Origin of the sequence: Streptomyces sp. 3214.6 (assembly GCF_900129855.1) — a bacterium.
GTDB classification, from domain to species: domain Bacteria; phylum Actinomycetota; class Actinomycetes; order Streptomycetales; family Streptomycetaceae; genus Streptomyces; species Streptomyces soliscabiei.
In genome coordinates this window covers 3866276-3888139 of record NZ_LT670819.1, presented here as the reverse complement: position 1 = coordinate 3888139, position 21864 = coordinate 3866276, and the positions used below count along the sequence as shown (strand labels likewise).

The following is a 21864-nucleotide window of genomic DNA, read 5'->3' as shown; positions in this document are numbered from 1 at the left end:
GAACGACGACACGAAGTGGCCCCGCAGGTGATGGGGGACGGGATGACCGGCGCCGTGGAGAGCGATGGCCAGGGCGCCGGGGCGGCGCGGCCGCTGTTGCTCGGGGTGCGTCACCACGGGCCGGGGTCGGCGCGGGCGGTACGGGCGGCACTGGAGGCCGCCCGGCCCCGGACCGTGCTCATCGAGGGGCCGCCCGAGGCCGACGCGCTGATCCCGCTGGCCGCCGACGAGGACATGCGACCGCCGGTCGCACTGCTCGCCCACGCCGTCGACGAGCCCGGCCGGTCGGCCTTCTGGCCGCTCGCCGAGTTCTCCCCGGAATGGGTCGCACTCCGCTGGGCCCTGGACCACGAGGTCCCGGCGCGCTTCATCGACCTCCCCGCCTCGCACACGCTCGCGTGGGAGGAGACGGAGGGAGAGGCGTCGGGCAGTCGGGCGGTGCGGGGGGATCCGTTGGCGGTGCTGGCCGAGATCGGCGGGTACGACGATCCCGAGCGGTGGTGGGAGGACGTCGTCGAGCATCGGACCGCCACGGCCAAGGATCCGTACGCGCCGTTCACCGCGCTCGAGGAGGCCATGGAGGCCCTGCGGGAGACGCACGACACCGACGAAGGGGGGCACACAACCCGTCGGGACCTTGTACGGGAGGCGTACATGCGCGTCCAGGTGCGGGCGGCACAACGGGAGTTCGGGGCGGACGGGGTGGCCGTGGTGTGCGGGGCGTGGCATGTGCCCGCCCTGCGCCGGAAGGTCGCCGCCGCCGCCGACCGGGCGCTGCTCAAGGGGCTGCCCAAGGTCAAGACCGACCTGACGTGGGTACCGTGGACCCACCGCAGGCTGGCCCGGGCCGGGGGGTACGGCGCGGGCATCGACTCGCCGGGCTGGTACGCGCATCTCTTCGGCGCCCCCGACCGGCCGGTCGAGCGCTGGCTGACGAAGGTGGCGTTCCTGCTGCGCGAAGAGGACCGGATCGTGTCCTCCGCGCACGTCATCGAGGCGGTCCGGCTGGCCGGGACGCTCGCCGCGCTGCGCGGCCGGCCGCTGCCCGGCCTGAGCGAGACGACCGACGCCGTGCGCGCGGTGCTGTGCGAGGGCTCGGACGTCCCGCTGGCGCTGGTGCACGACCGGCTGGTGGTCGGGGACGTGCTGGGCGAGGTGCCGGCCGGCGCGCCCGCGGTGCCCCTGCAGCGCGATCTCGACCGGGTGCAGCGTCGACTGCGGCTCAAACCGGAGGCCGCCGTACGGGAGTTGGCGCTCGACCTGCGCAAGGAGAACGACGCCGAGCGCAGCAGGCTGCTGCACCGGCTGCGGCTGCTGCGCGTCGAGTGGGGCGAGCCTGCCGTCTCGCGCGGCAGCACGGGGACGTTCCGGGAGACGTGGCGGCTGCGGTGGGAGCCGGAGCTGTCCGTGCGGGTCGCCGAGGCCGGGGTGTGGGGGACGACCGTGCCCGCCGCGGCCACCGCCAAGGCGGAGGCGGACGCCGTCGGCGCGCGGGGCCTCGCCGAGGCGACGGCGCTCGCCGAGCGCTGCCTCCTGGCCGGGCTGCCGGACGCGCTCCCGACGGTGATGCGGGTCCTGGCCGACCGGGCCGCACTCGACACCGACGTCGGCCACCTCGCCCAGGCCCTGCCCGCCCTCGTCCGCTCCCTGCGCTACGGCGACGTACGCGGCACCGACACCCGCGCCCTCGCGGAGGTGGCCGCCGGCCTCGCCGAACGGGTCTTCGTCGGCCTGCCCCCGGCCTGCGCCTCGCTCGACGCGGACGCGGCGGACGAGATGCGGCGCCATGTGGACGCGGTGCACGGGGCGGTGGGGATGCTGGAGGAGACGGCCGCACCGGAGCGGGGCGACCGTGAGCCGAGCGGTGGCGGTCTGCGGGCGCGCTGGCGAAGTGTGCTGCGGGTGTTGGCGGGGCGGGACAGCGTGGCCGGCGTCGTGCGGGGGCGTGCGGTGCGGCTTCTCCTGGACGAGGGGGAGCTGGATCCGGACGAGGCGGCGCGGCTCATGGGCCTCGCCCTGTCGCCGGGCACGCCGCCGCCGGACGCGGCCGCCTGGATCGAGGGCTTCGTCGGCGGCGGCTCCTCCGGCGGCGGGCTGCTCCTCGTGCACGACGAACGGCTCCTCGGGCTCGTCGACGGCTGGCTCACGGCGGTGCCGGCGGAGGCGTTCACGGACGTACTGCCGCTGCTGCGGCGGACGTTCTCGGCGTACGAGCCGGGGGTGCGCAGAACGCTCGGGGAGTTGGTCCGGCGCGGGCCGGGGCAGAGCGGGAACGCGTCGGCGGCCGGTTCCGGGGTACCTGGCTTCGCGGCCGAACAGGACGCCGGGCGCGCGGACGCCGTGCTGCCGGTCGTACGGCTGCTCCTCGGGCTGGACGGAGCGGAAAAGGACGTCGACAACGACCTTGTGGGGGTGGCGGGATGACGAAGAACCGACTGAGGGAACCGCGAGAGGGCGCTCACGTGACGGCCGCCGGCAGGAACAGGAGCAGGAACAGGAGCAAGAACAGGAACGGGGTCGAGGCCGGCGGTCGTCCGGCGGTTGCCGTCGCGGTGATGCCGCTCTGGGAGCGCCCTCGCACGGGGGCGCACCGATGACGACCGAGGCGCCGGACCCGACGCGGGAGCGGCAACGGCGCTGGCGGCTCGTGCTCGGCGGCGACACGGCGGACGGAACCGACCACGGTCTCTCGGGGCGCGACGCCGCCATGGACGGGGCGCTCACCGCGCTCTACGGGAAGGACGACGCGGCACGGACGGGGCGGGACCGAGCTGCGGGGCTCGGGGCGTCCGCGCCGTCCGTGGCCCGCTGGCTCGGGGACATCCGGACGTACTTCCCCTCCTCCGTCGTGCAGGTCATGCAGCGCGACGCCATCGACCGGCTCGGGCTGTCCGCGCTGCTGCTGGAGCCGGAGATGCTGGAGGCGATGGAGGCCGACGTGCATCTCGTCGGCACGCTGCTCTCCCTCAACAAGGCGATGCCGGAGACGACGAGGGAGACGGCACGGGCGGTCGTCCGCAAGGTCGTCGAGGAGCTGGAGGCGCGGCTCGCCACCCGCACCCGGGCCGCCCTCACCGGCGCCTTGGACCGGGGCGCGCGGATCAGTCGGCCGCGCCACCGCGACATCGACTGGAACCGCACGATCGGCGCCAACCTCAAGCACTACCTGCCCGAGTACGGGACGGTCGTGCCCGAGCGGCTCGTCGGGTACGGGAGGGCGTCGCAGTCGGTGAAGAAGGAGGTCATCCTCTGCATCGACCAGTCGGGGTCGATGGCGGCGTCGGTGGTGTACGCGTCGGTGTTCGGGGCGGTGCTGGCGTCGATGCGGTCGATCAGCACCCGGCTCGTCGTCTTCGACACGGCGGTCGCCGATCTCACCGACCTGCTCGACGACCCCGTGGACGTCGTGTTCGGCACGCAGCTCGGTGGCGGCACGGACATCAACCGGGCGCTCGCCTACTGCCAGTCGCAGATCACCCGGCCCGCGGACACGGTGGTGGTGCTCATCAGTGACCTGTACGAGGGCGGGATACGCGACGAGATGCTCAAGCGGGTCGCCGTGATGAAGGCGTCGGGCGTGCAGTTCGTCGCGCTGCTCGCGCTGTCCGACGAGGGCGCGCCGGCCTACGACCGTGAACACGCGGCGGCGCTCGCGGCGTTGGGCGCACCGGCGTTCGCCTGCACGCCCGATCTGTTTCCCGAGGTCATGGCGGCGGCGATCGAGAAACGTCCGCCGCCCGTCCCGGACAGCGCCTGATACAGGAGGGGGGCTTGCGCGACCTCGGGACGGGCGTGCAAGGATCGAGGGCACGTTGTCGCCGCACCGAGGACCTTCCCTCTTGATCTGGCCCACCGCTCTTCCCGTTGCCGCTCTGCGCGTCCTGCGCACGGCGGTCGGGCGGCGTGTGCTGCAACTCGCTTTGCTGGTGGCCGGGTTGTTCGCGCTCGGGTTCCTCTGCGGGGAACAGGCGCAGGCGGCGGAGGGCGTACCGACGCCGATTGCCGTGACGACCCGGGTCGAGAGCCCGGCTGCGGCTGAGGCCCCGGCTGCGGCTGCGGCTGTGGTTCCGGACAAGGTCGTACGGCCCGCCGGTGAGGCCGTGGCGGCGGTGAGCGAGGAGTTGGGCAGGACGCCGGCGCCGCCTGTCTCGTCGTCGCCGAGGTTGCCGTCGCTGCCCGTCGTGTCGGACCTCTCCGACCTCCACGATCTGCCGGGCCTCTCCGAGTTGTCCGGCATCCCCGGCATCCCCGCCCTCCCGGGGCTTCCGGCGCTTGCGGTGCGGACGCTTCCGGCGCCCGTCGTGCAGGCGCCCGCGCCCGATTCGGCGGTGAGCCCGTCGTCGGACGGCCGTGCGGCCGGTGACCGGGCGACGGCCGAGGGCGCGGTGTCGTACGGGCCGGTGGGCTCTGTCACCGGCGGTTCGGACGGCGTAGATCATCGCGTCGCGCCCGCCCACACCGGCCACCTCCCCCTGCCTGTGCGGCACGGGCCCGCCGGTGACCGCAATGGCGTGCTGGGCGGCGGGTCGGTGCTCGACGGCGGCGCGTCGCGACACGCCGACGCGCATGCCGTCACGCCGTATCAGCGGGTGCCGCTGCGGCTGGCGCCCGACAGTGCCGTGCGTTCCGACGCGGCCGAGACACGGGACAGGTTCCGGGACATTCCGGTCTTCCCCGGCTAGGGACAGGCGGTCTTCCCCCGCCCCAGACCTGCCGCGCGGGGGTGGAGCAGGTCTGCCCACCCGTCCGAAGTCCCGGAACCCTTCTAAGGATCTGACGCACGCATGAACAAGAACATCCGCCGTTCCCTCGTCGTAGCCGCCGGTGTCAGCGGTGCGTGGGCCCTCGGGTCCGCCGTCGCCAGCGCCGACGAACTGCCCGCCGCCTCCGTGTCCACGCCGGACGTGCCGACCACCGACGTGACCGACGTGACCGACGTGACCGACTCCCTCAAGGGCACCGTCAGCGACACGGTCACCGCCACCGCCGCCACCACTACCACTGCCACCCCCACCGCCAAGCCCGCCGCCTCGACGGTGGCCAAGGTGAAGGGTGGCGCCGCAAAGGCCATCCAGGGCGCCAAGGCCGCCCGTGCGAAGGCGCAGGCCTCGGCCCTCCACTCCAACACCGTCCACGACGACGACAGCGCCGTCGACTACCTCTTCGGCCCTCTCTCCGCCTTCGCCCCGGAACTGGAGCAGCAGCACGTCACGGACGCGGTCGTTCCGCCGGTGGCGGCCGCCGCCGTGGACGGCGTGGTCCCCGTGGCCCACGGGGCCGTGACCGGGGCCGTGCCCGTCGCGGGCCACACGGTCGAGGGCGTGGCGTCCGTCGCCACCGGCACGGTCGCCGACGTTCGTCCCTACGCCACTGGTCTCGCCGCGCAGGCCGCGCCCTACGCCACCGGCCTGGTCGGCCAGGTCACCGGCGACGCCGCGGGGGCCGTGCTGCCGCCCGTCGCGCGCACCGTCGTGGACGGCGTGGTGCCGGTCGCGGGGCAGGCCGTCGTGGACGCGGGCGCGGTGGCGTCCGGCGTCGTGGGCGACGTCCGGCCGTTCGCCGGTGGAGTCGTCGGCGAGGTCCCGCCGTTCGCGCACGGCGTGGTCGGTGCCGTACAGCCGGTCGTGGACATCGTCACCCGCACGGTCGACACGACCGTCCGGCCCGTCGCCGGCAGCGGCAGCGCACTGGCGTACGGCGTCGCCGGTCATGCCGGGACCTTCGCGCAGGACCTGTCGGGGACCGTCGAGGCCACCGGCGGTCCGCTGGCCGGGCACGCCGTCACCGGCGTCCGGGGCGTCGCCGAATCCGTCACCCCGGGTTACGCGGTCGGTCTCGGCTGATCTGTCATCGACTTCGTGAGGTGGCAGGCCACGGACGGCCGAAAGCCGTCGGTTCGTCCGGCCGAATCCTCGCGGACGGGGCGGGGTGGTCCCCATTGGGGTGGGGATCACCGGCCCTGAGCCCCTGAGGGGCTGTTCAGAGGGCCTCACCGGGCCAACCCCAACCCGGTGAGGCCCTTCCCCGAGTCCTCACCTCCGGCACGCGGTGCCAGTGAGGGCGGCATCATGTGACAGGTATCACCGCTCAGGTGTGACCCTCGATTTAGGGGCCTCCTGCAAGCAGCGATAACCTGCGAGACGGACATGCCGCGCGCTCGGACACCGTGTGCGCCTCCCCTGTGACTAGCGGACGTCACGTTGCCCTTCGCGGCACGCCCACGCATCCAACGAACCGCGAGATCACTGATAGGGACGGAAGCGCGTGGACCTGTTCGAGTACCAGGCGAGGGACCTCTTCGCCAAGCACGATGTACCGGTGCTGGCCGGTGAAGTCATCGACACGCCTGAGGCGGCCCGCGCAGCCACCGAGCGGCTCGGTGGCAAGTCCGTCGTCAAGGCCCAGGTGAAGGTCGGCGGCCGTGGCAAGGCCGGTGGCGTGAAGCTCGCCGCCACCCCGGACGAGGCCGTCGCCCGCGCGACGGACATCCTCGGCATGGACATCAAGGGCCACACGGTCCACAAGGTGATGATCGCCGAGACGGCCCCGGAGATCCTGGAGGAGTACTACGTCTCCTTCCTCCTCGACCGTGCCAACCGCACCTTCCTCTCCATCGCGTCCGTCGAGGGCGGCATGGAGATCGAGGAGGTGGCTGCCACCCGTCCGGAGGCCGTCGCCAAGACGCCGATCGACGCCAACGAGGGTGTGACCCCCGAGAAGGCCGCTGAGATCGTCGCCGCCGCGAACTTCCCGGCCGAGGTCGCCGACAAGGTCGCGAACGTCCTGGTCACCCTGTGGAAGACCTTCATCGAAGAGGACGCGCTCCTCGTCGAGGTCAACCCGCTGGCCAAGGTCGCCTCCGGTGACGTCATCGCCCTGGACGGCAAGGTCTCCCTGGACGAGAACGCCGAGTTCCGTCAGCCGGGACACGAGGAGTTCGTCGACCACGCGTCGGCCAACCCGCTCGAGGCCGCCGCCAAGGCGAAGAACCTCAACTACGTCAAGCTCGACGGCGAGGTCGGCATCATCGGCAACGGCGCGGGTCTCGTCATGAGCACCCTGGACGTCGTCGCGTACGCCGGTGAGAACCACGGTGGCGTCAAGCCCGCCAACTTCCTCGACATCGGCGGCGGCGCCTCCGCGGCCGTCATGGCGAACGGCCTGGAGATCATCCTCGGCGACCCGGACGTCAAGTCCGTCTTCGTCAACGTCTTCGGCGGCATCACCGCGTGCGACGAGGTCGCCAACGGCATCGTCCAGGCGCTGAAGCTCCTGGAGGACCGCGGCGAGGACGTCACCAAGCCGCTCGTCGTCCGGCTGGACGGCAACAACGCCGAGCTGGGTCGTCAGATCCTCTCCGACGCCAACCACCCGCTGGTCCAGCGTGTGGACACCATGGACGGCGCGGCCGACAAGGCCGCCGAGCTCGCGGCTGCGAAGTAAGGAAGAGGGACTCAGACAGCCATGGCTATCTTCCTCAACAAGGACTCCAAGGTCATCGTCCAGGGCATGACCGGTGCCACGGGCATGAAGCACACCAAGCTCATGCTGGCCGACGGCACGAACATCGTCGGTGGCGTGAACCCGCGCAAGGCGGGCACGTCCGTCGACATCGACGGCACCGAGATCCCGGTCTTCGGCACGGTCGCCGAGGCGATCGAGAAGACGGGCGCCAACGTGTCCGTCCTCTTCGTGCCGCCGGCGTTCGCCAAGGCCGCCGTGGTCGAGGCGATCGACGCCGAGATCCCCCTCGCCGTCGTCATCACCGAGGGCATCGCCGTCCACGACTCGGCCGCGTTCTACGCGTACGCCGTGTCCCAGGGCAACAAGACCCGGATCATCGGCCCGAACTGCCCCGGTCTCATCACGCCGGGTCAGTCGAACGCCGGCATCATCCCGGGCGACATCACCAAGCCGGGCCGTATCGGCCTGGTCTCGAAGTCCGGCACGCTGACGTACCAGATGATGTACGAGCTGCGTGACATCGGCTTCTCCTCCGCCGTCGGCATCGGTGGCGACCCGGTCATCGGCACCACGCACATCGACGCGCTCGCCGCGTTCGAGGCCGACCCCGACACCGACCTGATCGTGATGATCGGTGAGATCGGCGGCGACGCCGAGGAGCGGGCCGCGGCCTTCATCAAGGACAACGTGAAGAAGCCGGTCGTCGGCTACGTCGCGGGCTTCACCGCGCCCGAGGGCAAGACCATGGGCCACGCCGGCGCCATCGTCTCCGGCTCCTCCGGTACGGCCGCGGCGAAGAAGGAGGCCCTCGAGGCCGCCGGCGTCAAGGTCGGCAAGACGCCGACCGAGACGGCGAAGCTGGCGCGGGAGATCCTCTCCGCGGGCTGAGGTTCGTCTGCTGTACGTCGGTGGGCCCGTCCCCTTGGGGGGCGGGCCCACGGGCGTTTCCGCAGCCGGGTCGCTGTCACCTCGGCTCCGGGAGCAGTCGCTCCGGGCCGTGGGCTGTTTGCGCGCGCAACTTTGCCCGGAGCTTCAGCTGTGCGTTCGAGAGGGGGCCTGCGGCCGCGCGCGGGGGGACGCCCTGCACCTTCTCGCCGGGGGGCACCGGGGCCTCGTACTGCGTAGGGGCCGTGCGCAGGGTCAGTGCGGTCGCGCCGATGATCGCGACCGTGAACGCGATCGCAGACCTCGCCCAGAAGCGGGCCCGCTGTTCACCGCCCACGCGGACGGTGGGCGGCTTGGCGGCGCGCAGCCGTTCGGCGGACGCCACCTCGGCGAGCCTGCGGTGCAGTGCGGCGGGGTCCGCCAGCTCGGGCAGCCGCGCCGCGATCGCCGCACGCGCGTGGAGCAGCCGGTTCGCGGCGGCGGGCGTGCTCGCCTCCGTCTCCGCCGCGGTCTCCGGGAGGTCGAGGCCGAGGCCGTCGTAGAGGAGGAGCGTGCGGCGGTACGGCGTGGGGAGGGTGAGCAGGACGTCCATCAGTGCGCGGTCGGACGCGTCGGGCGGGGGCGGTTCCGGGTGGCGGAAACGGGGGCGGAACCGGTGCCAGGGGGAGAGGGCGTACTCGTATGCCGTCGCCCGTACCCAGCCGGCCGGGTCGCGGTCCACGGCCACCTCGGGCCAGCGCTGCCAGGCGAGTTGGAAGGCCCGCTCGACCGATTCGCGCGCGAGTTCACGACGGCCGCAGAGCAGGTAGGTCTGCCGGACGAGCGCGGGGGCGCAGAACGCGTAGAGGGCGTCGAAGGCCTGAGCGGGGGTCAGGGGAACGGGGGACGGCGTCGCCGGCAGCGGCTGGGGGAGGGCCTCGGGGTTTTTTGTCAGGCACACCGTCACCTGGGGTCGAGGCGCTGCCTCCTGGGTGTTCGTCACCTTGTCCGCCTTGGTCAGCGATGCCGGCAGCGCGAAAAAGTACATAAACGTATATTGAGCGACACAGCGGTAGTTCGCCTGTTACGACGGGAAAGCGCGTGTCGTTGGCAGCATGACGCTCGTGATCCAGACGACCGCTCGCCGACTGCCCTTGTCGCCCCTGCTCGACCGGATGCGCGACCGCTCCCCCGGACTGGCCGCCGGTCTCCTGGGCGGCGCCCTCGCGGCCGGGCTGGGGCTCGGTTCGTTCGCCGTGCTCGTCATGGTGCTGTGGATCAGCTCGCCGTATCCCGACAGCGGGCCCGAGGGTGCGCTGCATGCCGCCGCCGCCCTGTGGCTGCTGGCGCACGGGGCCGAACTGGTGCGCGTCGACACGCTGTCCGGGGTTGCGGCGCCGGTCGGCGTCACGCCGCTGCTGCTGCTCGCGCTGCCCGTGTGGCTGGTGCGGCGCGCCGCGCGGGACGCGGTGGACGGGGGCGGCGACGGCGGGGGTGTGGCCGGTGATGGTGTGCTCGTGGGGGCGCGTACGGCGTGGGTGGGGGTGGTGCTCGGGTATCTCGCCGTGGGTGCGGGCGCCGCCTTCTATGCCGCCGCCGGTGCTGCGCTGCGGCCCTCGTGGGCGTGGACGGGGGTGTGCGTACCGGTGGTCGCCGTCGTGGCCGCCGGGGCGGGGGTGTGGTCGGCCTGCGGTCGTCCGCGCGGGCCGGTGGAGAGCGTGCTGCTCGTGTTGCCGCGCGGGGTGCGGCGATTGTTCCTCGGGGCGGAGGGCCGGGAGCGGGCCGGGGTCGCCGGGCGGGCGGCGGGGGCGGGGGCCGCGGTGCTCGTCGGGGGCGGGGCGCTGCTGGTGGCGGTGTCGTCCGTGTGGCACGCGGGCGCCGCACGGGAGGCGTTTCTGCAGCTGACGGAGGGGTGGTCGGGGCGGTTCGCGGTGGTGTTGCTGTGCGTGGCGCTGGTGCCGAACGCGGCGGTGTGGGGGGCGGCGTACAGCCTCGGGCCGGGGTACGCCCTGGGGGTCGGACATGTGGTGTCGCCGTTGTCCTCGGATCCGGCGCCCTTGCTGCCGCCGTTTCCGCTGCTGGCGGCGGTGCCGGAGGCGGGCGAGGGGACGTGGTGGAACTGGGCGGCGGGGCTGGTGCCGGTGGCGGCCGGGGCGACGGTAGGGATGTTCGTGGGCCGGGCGGGGGGACCGGGCGGTGGCGATTGGTCGCGGGGGAGAACCGCAGGGGTCGTCGTGCTCGCGGGGGCGGGGTGCGGGGTGCTGGTGGGCGGGCTGGCGGGGTTGGCCGGCGGGCCCTTGGGCGTGAACGCGTTGGCTCGGTTCGGGCCGGTGTGGTGGCAAGTGGGGGTTGCGGTCGTGTTGTGGACGGTGGGGGTGGGGGTGCCTGTGGCGGTGGCGGTGCGCGGGTGGTGCCGGCGGGGGGAGTGGGGCGCATGGAAGGGGCGCAACGGGTGGAAGGGGTGGAACGGGTCGAAGGGGTGGAAGGGGTGGAAGGGATGGAAGGGGTGGAACGGGTCGAAGCTCTGGGGGTGGCGGAAGGGACCGGGGCACGCGGAGGGTTCTGGTGCGGCGGCTGCCGCGAAGTCGGAGCTGTACGACTTCGCGCGCGTCGAGACCTCCGTGACTGCCGTCCCTGCCGTCCCTGCCGTCCCTGCCGTCCCTGCCGTGCCTCCTGTGCCGCCCGTGTCTCCCCTGCCCGCCCGGCCTCCCTGGCCCGCCCTGCCGCACGTGCCTCCTGCGCCTCCCGTCCCGCCGGCGCCCGCCGTGCCCGCCCGGTCGTTCGAGCCGGTCGCGACTGTCGAGCCGGTGTCGGCCGTCGAGCCGGCGGACCCGGTGTGGCACGAGGATGCGGCTCGGGAGGCCCGCTGGGCGGCGTTGCGGGAGACGGGGGAGGCAGAGGAGGAAGGCGAGGAGAGGCCCTGAACGGGCCTCTCCTCAAGCGCCGGACGTGCTGATTTGAAGCTCGCCCTGGGTGACCTCCCTCAGGCGTTGCCCCCCAGGATGTCCTTCAGCTCCTTGGGGAGGAGGTCGTTGCAGGACTGCTTCGCCTCGTTGGTGAGGGCGTCGTTCGTGCAGGTGTAGTAGTCGCTGTAGACGAACTGGGCGGTGAAGCTCGCGGCGACCAGGGCCAGGGCCAGCGACGCGGTGACCAGGCCGGTGATGGCGGCGGTCCGCTGGGGGCGGCCGGTGGGCTCGGGCGTGTCGGGGTCCGGGGTGCGGGGCTTGCTGCGCAGGGCGCTGATTCCCCAGTTCAGGGCCAACGCGCCGAGGAGCAGGGCGACGTAGGGCCAGCCGAAGAGGGCGAAGAAGAAGGCCCACATGCCGCAGAGCAGGGCGTAGCGCGCACGGCGCTGGGCAGGGTCCGTGGGGTCCCAGCGCTTGCCGGGCTCCGTGCCCGGGCCGCCGCCCTCGGGGCTGTTGCCGCCGCCGGGGCGCTCGCCGAAGCCGCCGGGGGAGCGGCCGGGCTGCTGGTCGCTCCACTGGCTGCCCCACGGCGCACGCCCGCCCTCGGGGGCGCCGCCTTCCGGGCGCCGGGGCTGCCACGGCCGGTCCGGGGTGCCCTCGGGCGGCGGGGCGAACGGGTTGTCGTCCTCGGGGGGCTTGTTGTCGCCCGAGGGGGCGTCGGGGGGAGAGGCTGGGCGCTCCCGCAGCAGCACGGCGCCGCGCTCCCCTCCCTGCGGTGACTGCGGGGGGAGCGTGAGGAGTCGCAGACTGCGGTCCGGCATCAAGTGAGCGTCTTCCGCTAGGAGATACGGCGTATGGCGTGAGCTGTCACTTCGGGAACGCACCTCACCACCACCGCGTTCCCGAGCCCGCTCGCCCCAGACGCTACCTTCCGGCCACGCCCCCGTCCCGTGGGGGCCGCCCGGTGTGCCGGTATCGTTGCTGACGGTCGGCTGCTTCGTAGGCTTCCCCGTATCCGGGGGCGCGATGCATTCGTACGAAAGTACAAGCCCACGTCCAGGCCCGCCACCCCGTACGTGCTTCCCCGAGAAAGGGCCCCACCGTGGCCGCCAAGCCCGTGGCCAAGCGCCTCGTCGTCCTGGTCTCCGGATCCGGTACGAACCTGCAGGCTCTCCTCGACGCCATCGCGGACGCCGGCGTCGATGCCTACGGCGCCGAGATCGTGGCCGTAGGGGCCGACCGGGACGGCATCGAAGGGCTCGCCCGTGCCGAGCGGGCCCAGATCCCCACCTTCGTGTGCCGGGTCAAGGACTTCGGGACCCGCGAGGAGTGGGACGCCGCTCTCGCCGAGGCCGTGGCCGCCCACGAGCCCGACCTCGTCGTCTCCGCCGGATTCATGAAGATCGTGGGCAAGGAGTTCCTGGCGCGGTTCGGGGGGCGGTTCGTCAACACCCATCCCGCTCTGCTCCCCAGTTTCCCGGGGGCCCACGGGGTGCGGGACGCGCTCGCGTACGGGGCGCGGGTCACCGGCTGCACCGTCCACTTCGTCGACGACGGTGTCGACACCGGAGCGATCATCGCCCAGGGCGTGGTCGAGGTCCGGGACGAGGACGACGAGAGTGCTCTGCACGAGCGCATCAAGGAAGTCGAGCGAAGGCTGCTCGTCGAGGTCGTGGGGCGGCTCGCCCGCAACGGCTATCGCATTGAGGGACGAAAGGTAGTTATCCAGTGACCGCCGACAGCACTGTCACGGCCGAGAGCAGCAAGCGGGGCATCCGTCGCGCGCTCGTCAGCGTCTACGACAAGACCGGTCTGGAAGAGCTCGCGCGCGGGCTGCACGAGGCGGGCGTCGAGCTCGTCTCCACCGGGTCCACCGCCTCCCGAATCGCCGCCGCCGGCGTCCCCGTCACCAAGGTCGAGGAGCTCACCGGCTTCCCCGAGTGCCTGGACGGCCGGGTCAAGACCCTGCACCCCAAGGTCCACGCCGGCATCCTCGCCGACCTGCGCCTGGAGAGCCACCGTCAGCAGCTCGACGAGCTGGGCGTCGCGCCGTTCGACCTGGTCGTCGTCAACCTGTACCCGTTCCGCGAGACCGTCGCCTCGGGCGCCTCCGACGACGAGTGCGTCGAGCAGATCGACATCGGCGGCCCGTCCATGGTGCGCGCCGCCGCCAAGAACCACCCCTCGGTGGCCGTGGTCACCAGCCCGGCACGGTACGGCGACGTCCTCGCGGCCGTCCGTGACGGCGGCTTCGACCTCGCCGCCCGCAAGCGGCTCGCCGCCGAGGCCTTCCAGCACACGGCCGCCTACGACGTGGCCGTCGCCTCCTGGTTCGCCTCCTCCTACGCGCCCGTCGACGAGTCGCGGTTCCCCGACTTCCTCGGCGGCACCTGGGAGCGTCAGAACACCCTCCGCTACGGCGAGAACCCGCACCAGCCCGCCGCGCTCTACGTCGACGCGAGCGGCACCGGTCTCGCGCAGGCCGAGCAGCTGCACGGCAAGGAGATGTCGTACAACAACTACACGGACACGGACGCCGCGCACCGTGCCGCGTACGACCACGCCGAGCCGGCCGTCGCGATCATCAAGCACGCCAACCCATGCGGGATCGCCGTCGGCGCGGACGTCGCCGAGGCGCACCGCAAGGCGCACGCGTGCGACCCGCTGTCGGCGTTCGGCGGCGTCATCGCCGTGAACCGGCCGGTCAGCAAGGAGATGGCGGAGCAGGTCGCGGAGATCTTCACCGAGGTCATCGTCGCGCCCGACTACGAGGAGGGGGCCCTCGAAGCCCTCACCAAGAAGAAGAACATCCGGGTGCTGAAGGCGCCCGCCGGGCCCGCAGGCGTCGTGGAGTTCAAGCCCATCGGCGGCGGCGCGCTGCTCCAGGTCGCCGACCGCCTCCAGGCCGACGGCGACGACCCGGCCAACTGGACCCTCGCCACCGGCGAGGCGCTGTCCGACGCCGAGCTCGCCGATCTCTCCTTCGCCTGGAAGGCGTGCCGGGCCGTGAAGTCCAACGCCATCCTCCTCGCCAAGGACGGCGCCTCGGTCGGCGTCGGCATGGGGCAGGTCAACCGGGTCGACTCCGCGAAGCTGGCCGTCGAGCGGGCGGGCGCCGAGCGCGCCCAGGGCGCCTACGCCGCCTCCGACGCCTTCTTCCCCTTCCCGGACGGGCTGGAGGTCCTCGTCGAGGCCGGCGTCAAGGCCGTGGTGCAGCCTGGCGGTTCGGTCCGCGACGAGCTCGTCGTCGAGGCCGCGAAGAAGGCCGGCGTGACGATGTACTTCACGGGGACGCGCCACTTCTTCCACTGACGGACCGAGCATGCCCGCGGCCTCCGGCCCTCCCCCGAGGGGGCCGGAGACCGCGGGCGGTCCGGGCGGTTCAGCAGTCGGCCAGGCCCGGGATGCGCTCGTAGTTGCCTCCGCCGGAGACCTTGTTGGCCGGGAACCAGCCCCAGCCGCCGTTGGAGTACGCCACGTCGCCGAGCGTCCACAGCCACCAGTTGTTCCGGGCGTTGCCGACCGGCGGGTTCTCCGTGTCGAACTGCTGCTGGCAGACGAACCAGTTGTCGCCGGCGTACAGGTGGCCGGTCGTTGTGTCGCCCACGCCGATGTCGGCGGCCTGGTAGTTGTGGCAGTAGCGCGCGGTGTACGTGCCGCCGCCCGGTCCCGTCTTCTGTCCCGCGTTCCCCCAGCAGCCGCTCGCGGCCGACGCGCTTGCCGGCGTCAGTGCGACGGCGCTCGCCGCGAGCACCGCCGCGGCCCCGAGCGACGCGAGTGTGCGCTTGATGGTCATGGGTGTCCCTTCGGTGTTGCCACCCCCGTGGTGGACACCTCTCACGGTGGCGGGGAGACGCGGGTGGCGGTACCTCGGACTTCTCAGGGTCACGTGCGGCCCGGGGGCGTGTACTCCTTGAGGTAGTGGGCGACCTGGGTCGCGTAGTCGCGGGTCTCCGGCGGGATGCCGCCCGCCTTGTTCACCACGTCCCACGAGGTGCGGTAGGCGGCGGCGACCAGGACCCGCCGGTCGCCGGGGAGTTCGGTTTTCAGGCGCGGCGCGATCCAGCACAGGTAGCGGCCCATCGCCGGGATGGACTCGGCCGGCGGGAACGGGGGCGACGGGACGGCCTCTCCGGGCGTGCCGTCGGCGTTCATCCACCAGCGCAGCACGCTCGGGGTCCAACGGGCGATGCCGTACTCGTTCTCGTCGGGGTCGGAGAGGTCCGGATCGAAGTTGCTCTCGACCTTCAGCATGGCGGCGATGAGGGAGGGGGTGACGGCAGGCTGCCCGCAGTCGTGCGCCGTCTCGACGATCAGCAGCCGGTACGCGGCCGGTACGCCCTTGTCGGTGCGCAGGTCCACGGCGCCGTACTGCGCGGCGGGTGTCACCGGCAAGCTCCCGCCGGGCGCCCGGCCGTCGGCGGAGGTTCCGTCGCCGGGCCAGGTGCTGATGCCGTAGCCGAGGGCCGCCAGGACGACGGCTGCGAACGTGGTGGCCAGGATCGTCGTACGACGGGACGGACGCGACGGGTGGAACGGGCTGAACGGGTGGCCGGGGAGCAGACGGAGCCGGCCGCCGGCCGGGGCCGTTCCGGTGGCCTTCTCCACCCGGCGCAGCAGGGCCTGTGTGCCGATCCGGTCGGCGTGCGTGCGGGCCAGACAGGCGCGGACGATGTCCCGCCAGTCCTCCGGGAGTTGGGGTGACAGACGCAGTTCGGCGGTGCCGCGGGCGTAGGCGACGGCCGCGTCGCGGCGGGCCGTCGGCGTGCCGCCGGGCAGCGGGAAGGAGCCGGTGAGGACCAGGTGGGCGAGGACGCCGAACGCCCAGACGTCGGCGGAGGGGCGGATCCGGCGGCCCCGCTCGCCGATCTCGGCCCACAGCAGCTCGGGCGGGGTGTAGTCGGGGGTGGAGAAGGCGGGGGTGTAGGCGTGCGTGCCCTCCAGTTCCGCGGCCATGTTGAAGTCGGCGAGGCGGGCCGAACCGTCCTTCATCAGCAGGACGTTGGCCGGTTTCAGGTCGCCGTGCACCCAGCCCGCCCGGTGCAGCTGGGCCAGGCCCGCGCAGACCTGGCCGAGCAGCGCCGGCCCTGCCGGGGGCCCGGCGTCGCGTCCCAGCAGCGCCGCCAGCGAGTCCTCGGCCTTCTCCAGCACCAGCACGGTGGCGCCGTCGAGTTCGGGCCGGGACGGGTCGTCCACGGTGAGGGTCTCGTAGAGGCGGATGAGGCGCGGGCTGCTGAGACGGCTCAGCAACTCCACCTCCCGCTCGGCCAGTTCGCGCAGATGGGCGAGCTGGCGGGGGGTGTGGGTGCCGGTGGGCAGGAACTTGAGGGCGGCCGCCCCGGGCACGGCTGCCGCGTCCGAAGGGGCATCGTTGTCAGGGAGGTCCCGCCGGGCCGCGTACACGCTGCCGAACGCGCCGGTCGCGATCGGCTCCCGCACCTCCCAGCCGCCCACCCGGTAGCCCCTGGGGACCCGGACGGCGTACGGCTCGGTCACCGCACCGCCGCCCGGTCGGCGGGTGCGGACGACCGTCCCGTCAGCACGCCGAGGTCGTCCTCGCGTACCAGGTCGAAGCGGAGCGCCAGCGACACCAGGGACTCTTTCTTGCCATTGAGCCGCGGGCCCGGGTCCACTGTGTCGGGGCCGGGTTTGAGACGCAGTTTCACGGCCAGGTAGTCGATGTTCCACTGCACGGAGGTGCGGGAGGCGGCGGGCCAGCCCGGGCGCAGCCGGGCGACGACCTGGTCGACGGTGGGCAGCGCGGCGTGCGGTTCGCCCCGCAGCCGGGGCTCGCACAGGGCGGCCAGTACCGCGAAGTAGCGCTTTCCCCGGTCGAGGGAGAACGCGGGCGCCGTGGTCGCGCCGTCCAGGCCCGACGCGGCGCCCAGGTAGTCGTGGCGCGGCGCCCACACCTCGAACGTCAACAGGTCGCCCGCCGCGGGCAGCACGATCCGGGCGAACTCGAAGGGGACGGGCGCGTCCAGCCGGCCGGGCGCGACCTTGATGTGCTCGCCGGCGCCCTCCGGATTGTCCACGACGTACGTCTGGTCCCGGCTGAAATTGCTCAGTATCCAGAACGCGCCCTGCGCGGTGATCTCGCCGGCCCGCCGGGAGACGCCCTCGTGCGGGATCTCCAGGTCGTTGTCGTGCGCCGACCGTCCGAAGGTCAGCCGCTCACCGGGGGCGAGCCGCAGCTGCCCTGGCTCCTGGCCGCCGGGTCCTTCCTCCCGCTGTACCAGAGGTACCGGAGGTACGACGATGATGCTGTACACGGTGTCACCCCGTCCCCACCCGCCCTTACGGCAACAGAGTGGGTGACGGGACGGGGCCGTGTCACGACACGACACGGCCCCGGCGAGGAATGGCGAGAAGACGCCGTTGCGTCGCTCTCCGTGCCGCTGGTCCGGCCGCCGCCGTCAGTACCGCGGGCGGCTGAACCAGGCCCCGCCGCTGATCATCGCGGAGAGGATGATGCCGCCGAACGCGAGCGAGATGATGCCCCCGAAGGTGCCCGAACCACCGGCGCCGTTCACGATGTTGACCAGGCTGCCGAGGATCATCAGCGACGAGTACACGATGGTCGTGACCCGGATGCCGCCGCGGCCGGACTTGAACTTGACGCCCAGGAAGATCGACAGGGCGCCCAGCGCCATCACGAACAGACCGACCGCGACCAGCACGCCGGTCGCCGTGCCGGTTTCGTCGCCGGAGCCGAAGCCGTTGGAGGTGTCCTGCAGGAGGCCGCCGACGACGCCGACGAAGACGCCGACCAGGATCTGGAAACCGGCGAGGATGAACAGCAGCACCCGGGCGGTCTTGACCAGGCCGGGCATCTCCTGCGGGACGCCGTAGCCGTACCCGTGGGGAACCGGCGGGGCCTGCGGGTAGCCGTAACCGGGCTGCCCCTGGGGGGCGGTGGGGTAGCCGTAGCCGGGCTGGCCGGGCGGCGGGCCCTGCGGCGGATAACCGGGCGGCGGGCCCTGGGGCGGGCCCTGCGGCGGGCCGTAGGGGTTGTTCGGGTCGCCGAAACTCATGGCGGTCCTTCCTCCGTGTGCATGCGAGTGCGGGGACGACGGGCGGCCTGGTTCGGAGGAAGGTCTACAGATGCGGTCGTCCCCCCGGTACTGCCCGCGGCACTGTGACGGCAATCGTTCTGCAATGGTCGGTTTGTTGTCCAGCCGCATTCCGCGGCATTCCCCAGGTGTTGTGCAAGTGCAACATCATTGATCACGAGCGCACAGGTCCGGGTGGTGCCCGCGCCCCGTACGGCGTCACCCGGATTGGAACCGGGGGCCCGTCATCCGGGAGGATGGGCGCATGACCGCCCAGATTCTCGATGGCAAGGCCACCGCAGCCGAGATCAAGTCCGATCTGACCGCCCGAGTGGCGGCGCTGAAGGAGAAGGGTGTGACGCCCGGCCTCGGCACGATCCTCGTCGGCACCGACCCCGGCAGCCAGAAGTACGTCGCCGGCAAGCACCGCGACTGCGCCGAGGTCGGCATCGCCTCCATCCAGCGCGAGCTGCCCGGCACGGCCACGCAGGAGGAGATCGAGGCGGTCGTCCGCGAGCTGAACGACGACCCCGCCTGCACCGGTTACATCGTGCAGCTGCCGCTGCCCAAGGGCATCGACGAGAACCGCATCCTGGAGCTGATGGATCCGGCCAAGGACGCCGACGGCCTGCACCCGATGAACCTCGGCCGGCTGGTCCTGGGCGAGCCCGCGCCGCTGCCCTGCACCCCCAACGGCGTCCTCACACTGCTGCGCCGGTACGGCGTCGAGATCAAGGGCGCCGAGGTCGTGGTCGTCGGCCGCGGGGTCACCATCGGCCGTCCGATGCCGCTGCTGCTGACCCGGCGCACCGAGAACGCGACGGTGACCCAGTGCCACACCGGCACCCGGGACCTCTCGGCGCACCTGAAGCGGGCCGACGTCATCGTCGCCGCCGCGGGCTCCGCCCACCTGGTGCGGGCCGAGGACGTCAAGCCGGGCGCGGCCGTCCTCGACGTCGGCGTCTCCCGCAACGCGGAGGGGAAGATCGTGGGCGACGTCCACCCGGACGTCCGCGAGGTGGCCGGCTGGATCTCCCCGAATCCCGGCGGCGTCGGCCCGATGACCCGTGCCCAGCTGCTCGTCAACGTGGTCGAGGCGGCGGAGCGCAGTGTCGCCTGAGGGCACCTCCGGCAAGGCCGAGGACGAGGACAGGGACGCCACGGACGCCACGGACGGTATGGGCGCGACGGACGGCGGGGACGGCACGGACGGCGGGGACGGCGTGAAGGACGCGAACGACGGGGACGACATCGAGGTGCGCGACCCGGTCAGCGCCCCCGGTCCCGACGGTGTGCCGCGCCGCACCACCCGCCGCTTCCCGAAGTTCACCCGCGACACCGCGCGCCCCGAGGGCGCCGGCCGGGCCGCGAACGGCGACGCGCTGGCCGCCCGGCAGTGGCCTATCATCGCCGTCCTGGGCGTCGTCGCGCTCGGCCTGCTGCTGACCGCGCTCGACGTGTTCCGGATCGGCACCATCCTGATCGGCGTCGGCCTGCTGACCGGCGCTGTCCTGCGCTGGCTGCTGCCCGGCGTCGGCATGCTCGCCGTCCGCTCCCGCTTCACCGACATCGCGACCTACGGGGCGCTGGGCACCGCGATCGTCCTGCTGGCGCTGATGGCACAGCCCGACCCGTGGCTGCAGATCCCGTTCCTGAAGGACACCCTGCACTTCACGGTCACCAGCAACTGATTCCGTTCCCGCCGGCCGGTCCGGCGGGAACCGTCCGGCCGCCCCGCGTCGTCCCCTCAACGGATCGAGGGAAGGTGGGCGGAATGGGCGCCTGGCAGCCGCTGCCGGACGGGCTGCCGTCGGAGGTACGGCACTTCGTGGAACAGTTGCGGCAGCTCAAGGACGGTACGGGCCTGAGTCTGGCCGCGCTCGGCGCGCGCACCGCGTACAGCAAGTCCTCCTGGCAGCGGTATCTCAACGCCGTCCAGCCGCCGCCCCGGCAGGCCGTCGCCGCGCTGTGCGGGGTCGCGGGGCTGGCCGGCGCGGAGGCCGAGCGCCACGTCGTGCGCTGGGAACTGGCGGTCGAGGCCTGGCCGCGGCCGGCGTCGGCGAATCAGGCCGGGGGGTACGAGGACGATCCGACGGTCCCCTGGTGGGAGCGGCTGGAGGAACCCGCCCCGGAGCCCGCGCCCCGCCCCGCCGGACGCCTCCTGCTCTACGCGGTCCTGCTCCTGCTCGCCCTGCTGCTCACGGCCGTCGGGGGAGCGGTCGCCTTCGGCTGAGGTGTGCTCGTCGTGTCGATACGTTGACAGTTCGGGTATGTGTCCCGAATCGTCTGTACATCGGGGCTAACGTTACCGATGGGGGACTTGGCGGAGGGAGGGGGTCCGATGCCTCGGTGGAGGGCTCTGCCGGACGAACTCGACCCGCAGGTGCGGGAGTTCGCCGAGCAGTTGCGGCGAGTGGTGGACCGTACGGGACTGAGCGTCGCGGCGGTGGCCGACCGGACGGGCTACAGCAAGACGTCCTGGGAGCGTTACCTCAACGGCCGGCTGCTCGCCCCCAAGGGCGCGATCGTGGCGCTGGCCGAGGTCACTGGCACGCCGCCGATCCATCTGACGACCATGTGGGAGCTGGCCGAACGGGCCTGGAGCCGCTCGGAGATGCGGCACGACCGCACCATGGAGGCCCTTCGGATCGCCCAGGCGCGCGCCGCCCTGGGGGAGTTCGGGCCGCCGCCCGAGGTGCAGGAGGACGGTGGCGGCCGGGAGAAGACCGAGGCGCGCGGGACGGCCGAGGCGCGCGGGACGGCTGAGGCGCGCGGGAAGGGTGACGTACGGGTCGCGGTGACTCCGGGGATCGCGGGCCCGGCGGGCGTGGCACCGACGATTCCGCCCTCGCAGTCCGGACCCGGCGGCTATGGCGGGTCCGGCGATTCCGGCGGCTCCGGATCCCCGGGCGCCGGACCGCGGCGGACGGCGATGTTCCTGGCCGGGGTCGTGGGGGTGGTGATCGTCGTCGTGGGGGCGTTCCTCCTGACCGACGGCGGGCACGCGAAGCAGACGGTGGGCACCGTCAAGTCGCCTTCCCCGCTGGTCAGTTCGGCTCCTGTCCTGCCCTCCGGGGTGCTGTGCAGCGGCTCCGGCTGCACGGGTCGGGACGCGGAGCGGATGGGGTGCAGCGGCGACATGGTGGAGACGGCGAAGACCGCGACGGTCGGGGCGACCCTGGTCGAGGTCCGCTACAGCAGGACCTGCCAGGCGGCCTGGGGGCGGATCACGCAGGCCGCGCAGGGGGACGGGGTGCGGGTGACCGTCGGGTCGGTGCGGCAGACCGGCAGCATCACGGTCGCCGGCGACACGATCGCGTACACGCCGATGGTGGCGGTGAAGAGCCCGGCGGACGCGAAGGCGTGCGCGGTGCTGGCCTCCGGGCAGCAGGGGTGCACGCCATAGCGCGGAGAAAAAAAGGCGGCGAGAGGAATAGCTCCGTCCGGGCGGGGCACGCGAACCGTACCCCCACGGGAGTCCGGCGCGACCCGGTACCCCCACCACGGCGGCCGCTCGGTTCCTCCTCTCCCGGACCGGCGGCCGTCGGTCCGTCGTCGGCCGAGCCGCTCTGTGGGAC

The 21864-nt window shown here is 72.9% G+C and carries 19 protein-coding genes; 13 read left to right on the top strand and 6 right to left on the bottom strand.

The genetic code is table 11. The features are described 5' to 3' along the window. Nucleotides 1-42 precede the first annotated feature (42 nt). The 6 genes from B5557_RS17250 to sucD all read left to right on the top strand — a co-directional run bounded on the left by B5557_RS17250 (nucleotide 43) and on the right by sucD (nucleotide 8352). Entirely contained in the window at nucleotides 43-2424 is a 2382-nt protein-coding gene (locus B5557_RS17250) for a DUF5682 family protein (RefSeq protein ID WP_079664835.1), read from the top strand. Nucleotides 2425-2593: 169 nt separating this feature from the next. Next, nucleotides 2594-3757, top strand: a complete 1164-nt coding sequence (locus B5557_RS17245) for a VWA domain-containing protein (protein ID WP_079660330.1) — start codon at nucleotides 2594-2596, stop codon at nucleotides 3755-3757. A gap of 82 nt (nucleotides 3758-3839) precedes the next feature. Next, nucleotides 3840-4682 carry a hypothetical protein gene (locus tag B5557_RS17240; RefSeq protein ID WP_079660329.1) on the top strand — a complete coding sequence of 281 codons (843 nt, stop codon included), beginning with the start codon at nucleotides 3840-3842 and terminating at the stop codon, nucleotides 4680-4682. 102 nt (nucleotides 4683-4784) lie between these two features. Then, on the top strand, nucleotides 4785-5843 hold the full coding sequence (locus B5557_RS43725; protein ID WP_079660328.1) for a hypothetical protein: 1059 nt from the start codon (nucleotides 4785-4787) through the stop codon (nucleotides 5841-5843). Nucleotides 5844-6264: 421 nt separating this feature from the next. After that, nucleotides 6265-7443, top strand: coding sequence for an ADP-forming succinate--CoA ligase subunit beta (gene sucC / locus B5557_RS17230; protein WP_079660327.1), 1179 nt, complete (start codon nucleotides 6265-6267; stop codon nucleotides 7441-7443). Nucleotides 7444-7464: 21 nt separating this feature from the next. Next, entirely contained in the window at nucleotides 7465-8352 is an 888-nt protein-coding gene (gene sucD, locus B5557_RS17225; RefSeq protein ID WP_079660326.1) for a succinate--CoA ligase subunit alpha, read from the top strand. A gap of 76 nt (nucleotides 8353-8428) precedes the next feature. Here sucD and B5557_RS17220 read toward each other — a convergent pair whose 3' ends face one another. Beyond that, on the bottom strand, nucleotides 8429-9376 hold the full coding sequence (locus B5557_RS17220) for a sigma factor-like helix-turn-helix DNA-binding protein (protein WP_231976379.1): 948 nt from the start codon (nucleotides 9374-9376) through the stop codon (nucleotides 8429-8431). Nucleotides 9377-9443: 67 nt separating this feature from the next. Between B5557_RS17220 and B5557_RS17215 the strand changes: the two genes are divergently transcribed. After that, nucleotides 9444-11252: a cell division protein PerM gene (locus B5557_RS17215; RefSeq protein ID WP_079660325.1), complete on the top strand. Its 1809-nt coding sequence runs from the start codon at nucleotides 9444-9446 to the stop codon at nucleotides 11250-11252. Nucleotides 11253-11311: 59 nt separating this feature from the next. Here the strand turns inward: B5557_RS17215 and B5557_RS17210 are convergent, their stop codons facing one another. Further along, entirely contained in the window at nucleotides 11312-12055 is a 744-nt protein-coding gene (locus B5557_RS17210; RefSeq protein WP_079660324.1) for a hypothetical protein, read from the bottom strand. Nucleotides 12056-12336: 281 nt separating this feature from the next. On the opposite strand from B5557_RS17210, the gene purN reads away from it, so the two are divergent. Next, nucleotides 12337-12966 carry a phosphoribosylglycinamide formyltransferase gene (gene purN / locus B5557_RS17205; protein ID WP_079660323.1) on the top strand — a complete coding sequence of 210 codons (630 nt, stop codon included), beginning with the start codon at nucleotides 12337-12339 and terminating at the stop codon, nucleotides 12964-12966. Then, a complete protein-coding gene (gene purH, locus B5557_RS17200; RefSeq protein WP_079660322.1) occupies nucleotides 12963-14546 on the top strand; it encodes a bifunctional phosphoribosylaminoimidazolecarboxamide formyltransferase/IMP cyclohydrolase in 1584 nt (527 codons plus the stop codon). The genes purN and purH overlap by 4 nt, the downstream gene beginning before the upstream one ends. A gap of 70 nt (nucleotides 14547-14616) precedes the next feature. Here the strand turns inward: purH and B5557_RS17195 are convergent, their stop codons facing one another. The 4 genes from B5557_RS17195 to B5557_RS17180 all read right to left on the bottom strand — a co-directional run bounded on the left by B5557_RS17195 (nucleotide 14617) and on the right by B5557_RS17180 (nucleotide 18268). Then, entirely contained in the window at nucleotides 14617-15030 is a 414-nt protein-coding gene (locus B5557_RS17195) for a hypothetical protein (protein WP_099936096.1), read from the bottom strand. An 89-nt stretch (nucleotides 15031-15119) separates the two neighbouring features. After that, the gene (locus tag B5557_RS17190) at nucleotides 15120-16730 is read right to left on the bottom strand and encodes a serine/threonine protein kinase (RefSeq protein ID WP_079660321.1); all 1611 of its coding nucleotides are present in this window, start codon (nucleotides 16728-16730) and stop codon (nucleotides 15120-15122) included. Further along, nucleotides 16727-17506, bottom strand: a complete 780-nt coding sequence (locus B5557_RS17185; protein ID WP_079660320.1) for an FHA domain-containing protein — start codon at nucleotides 17504-17506, stop codon at nucleotides 16727-16729. Before B5557_RS17185 ends, B5557_RS17190 begins: the two co-directional genes overlap by 4 nt. Before the next feature lie 144 nt (nucleotides 17507-17650). Continuing rightward, complete coding sequence (locus B5557_RS17180; RefSeq protein WP_079660319.1) at nucleotides 17651-18268, bottom strand: hypothetical protein; 618 nt, start codon at nucleotides 18266-18268, stop codon at nucleotides 17651-17653. Between the two features lie 283 nt (nucleotides 18269-18551). Here B5557_RS17180 and B5557_RS17175 point away from each other — a divergent pair, with 283 nt between their 5' ends. The 4 genes from B5557_RS17175 to B5557_RS17160 all read left to right on the top strand — a co-directional run bounded on the left by B5557_RS17175 (nucleotide 18552) and on the right by B5557_RS17160 (nucleotide 21692). Beyond that, complete coding sequence (locus B5557_RS17175) at nucleotides 18552-19406, top strand: bifunctional methylenetetrahydrofolate dehydrogenase/methenyltetrahydrofolate cyclohydrolase (RefSeq protein ID WP_079660318.1); 855 nt, start codon at nucleotides 18552-18554, stop codon at nucleotides 19404-19406. Beyond that, complete coding sequence (locus B5557_RS17170) at nucleotides 19396-19977, top strand: DUF3017 domain-containing protein (protein WP_231976378.1); 582 nt, start codon at nucleotides 19396-19398, stop codon at nucleotides 19975-19977. The genes B5557_RS17175 and B5557_RS17170 overlap by 11 nt, the downstream gene beginning before the upstream one ends. 83 nt (nucleotides 19978-20060) lie before the next feature. Then, complete coding sequence (locus tag B5557_RS17165) at nucleotides 20061-20519, top strand: helix-turn-helix domain-containing protein (protein ID WP_079660317.1); 459 nt, start codon at nucleotides 20061-20063, stop codon at nucleotides 20517-20519. A 108-nt stretch (nucleotides 20520-20627) separates the two neighbouring features. After that, nucleotides 20628-21692, top strand: coding sequence for a helix-turn-helix domain-containing protein (locus tag B5557_RS17160; RefSeq protein ID WP_079660316.1), 1065 nt, complete (start codon nucleotides 20628-20630; stop codon nucleotides 21690-21692). Nucleotides 21693-21864: the final 172 nt, after the last annotated feature.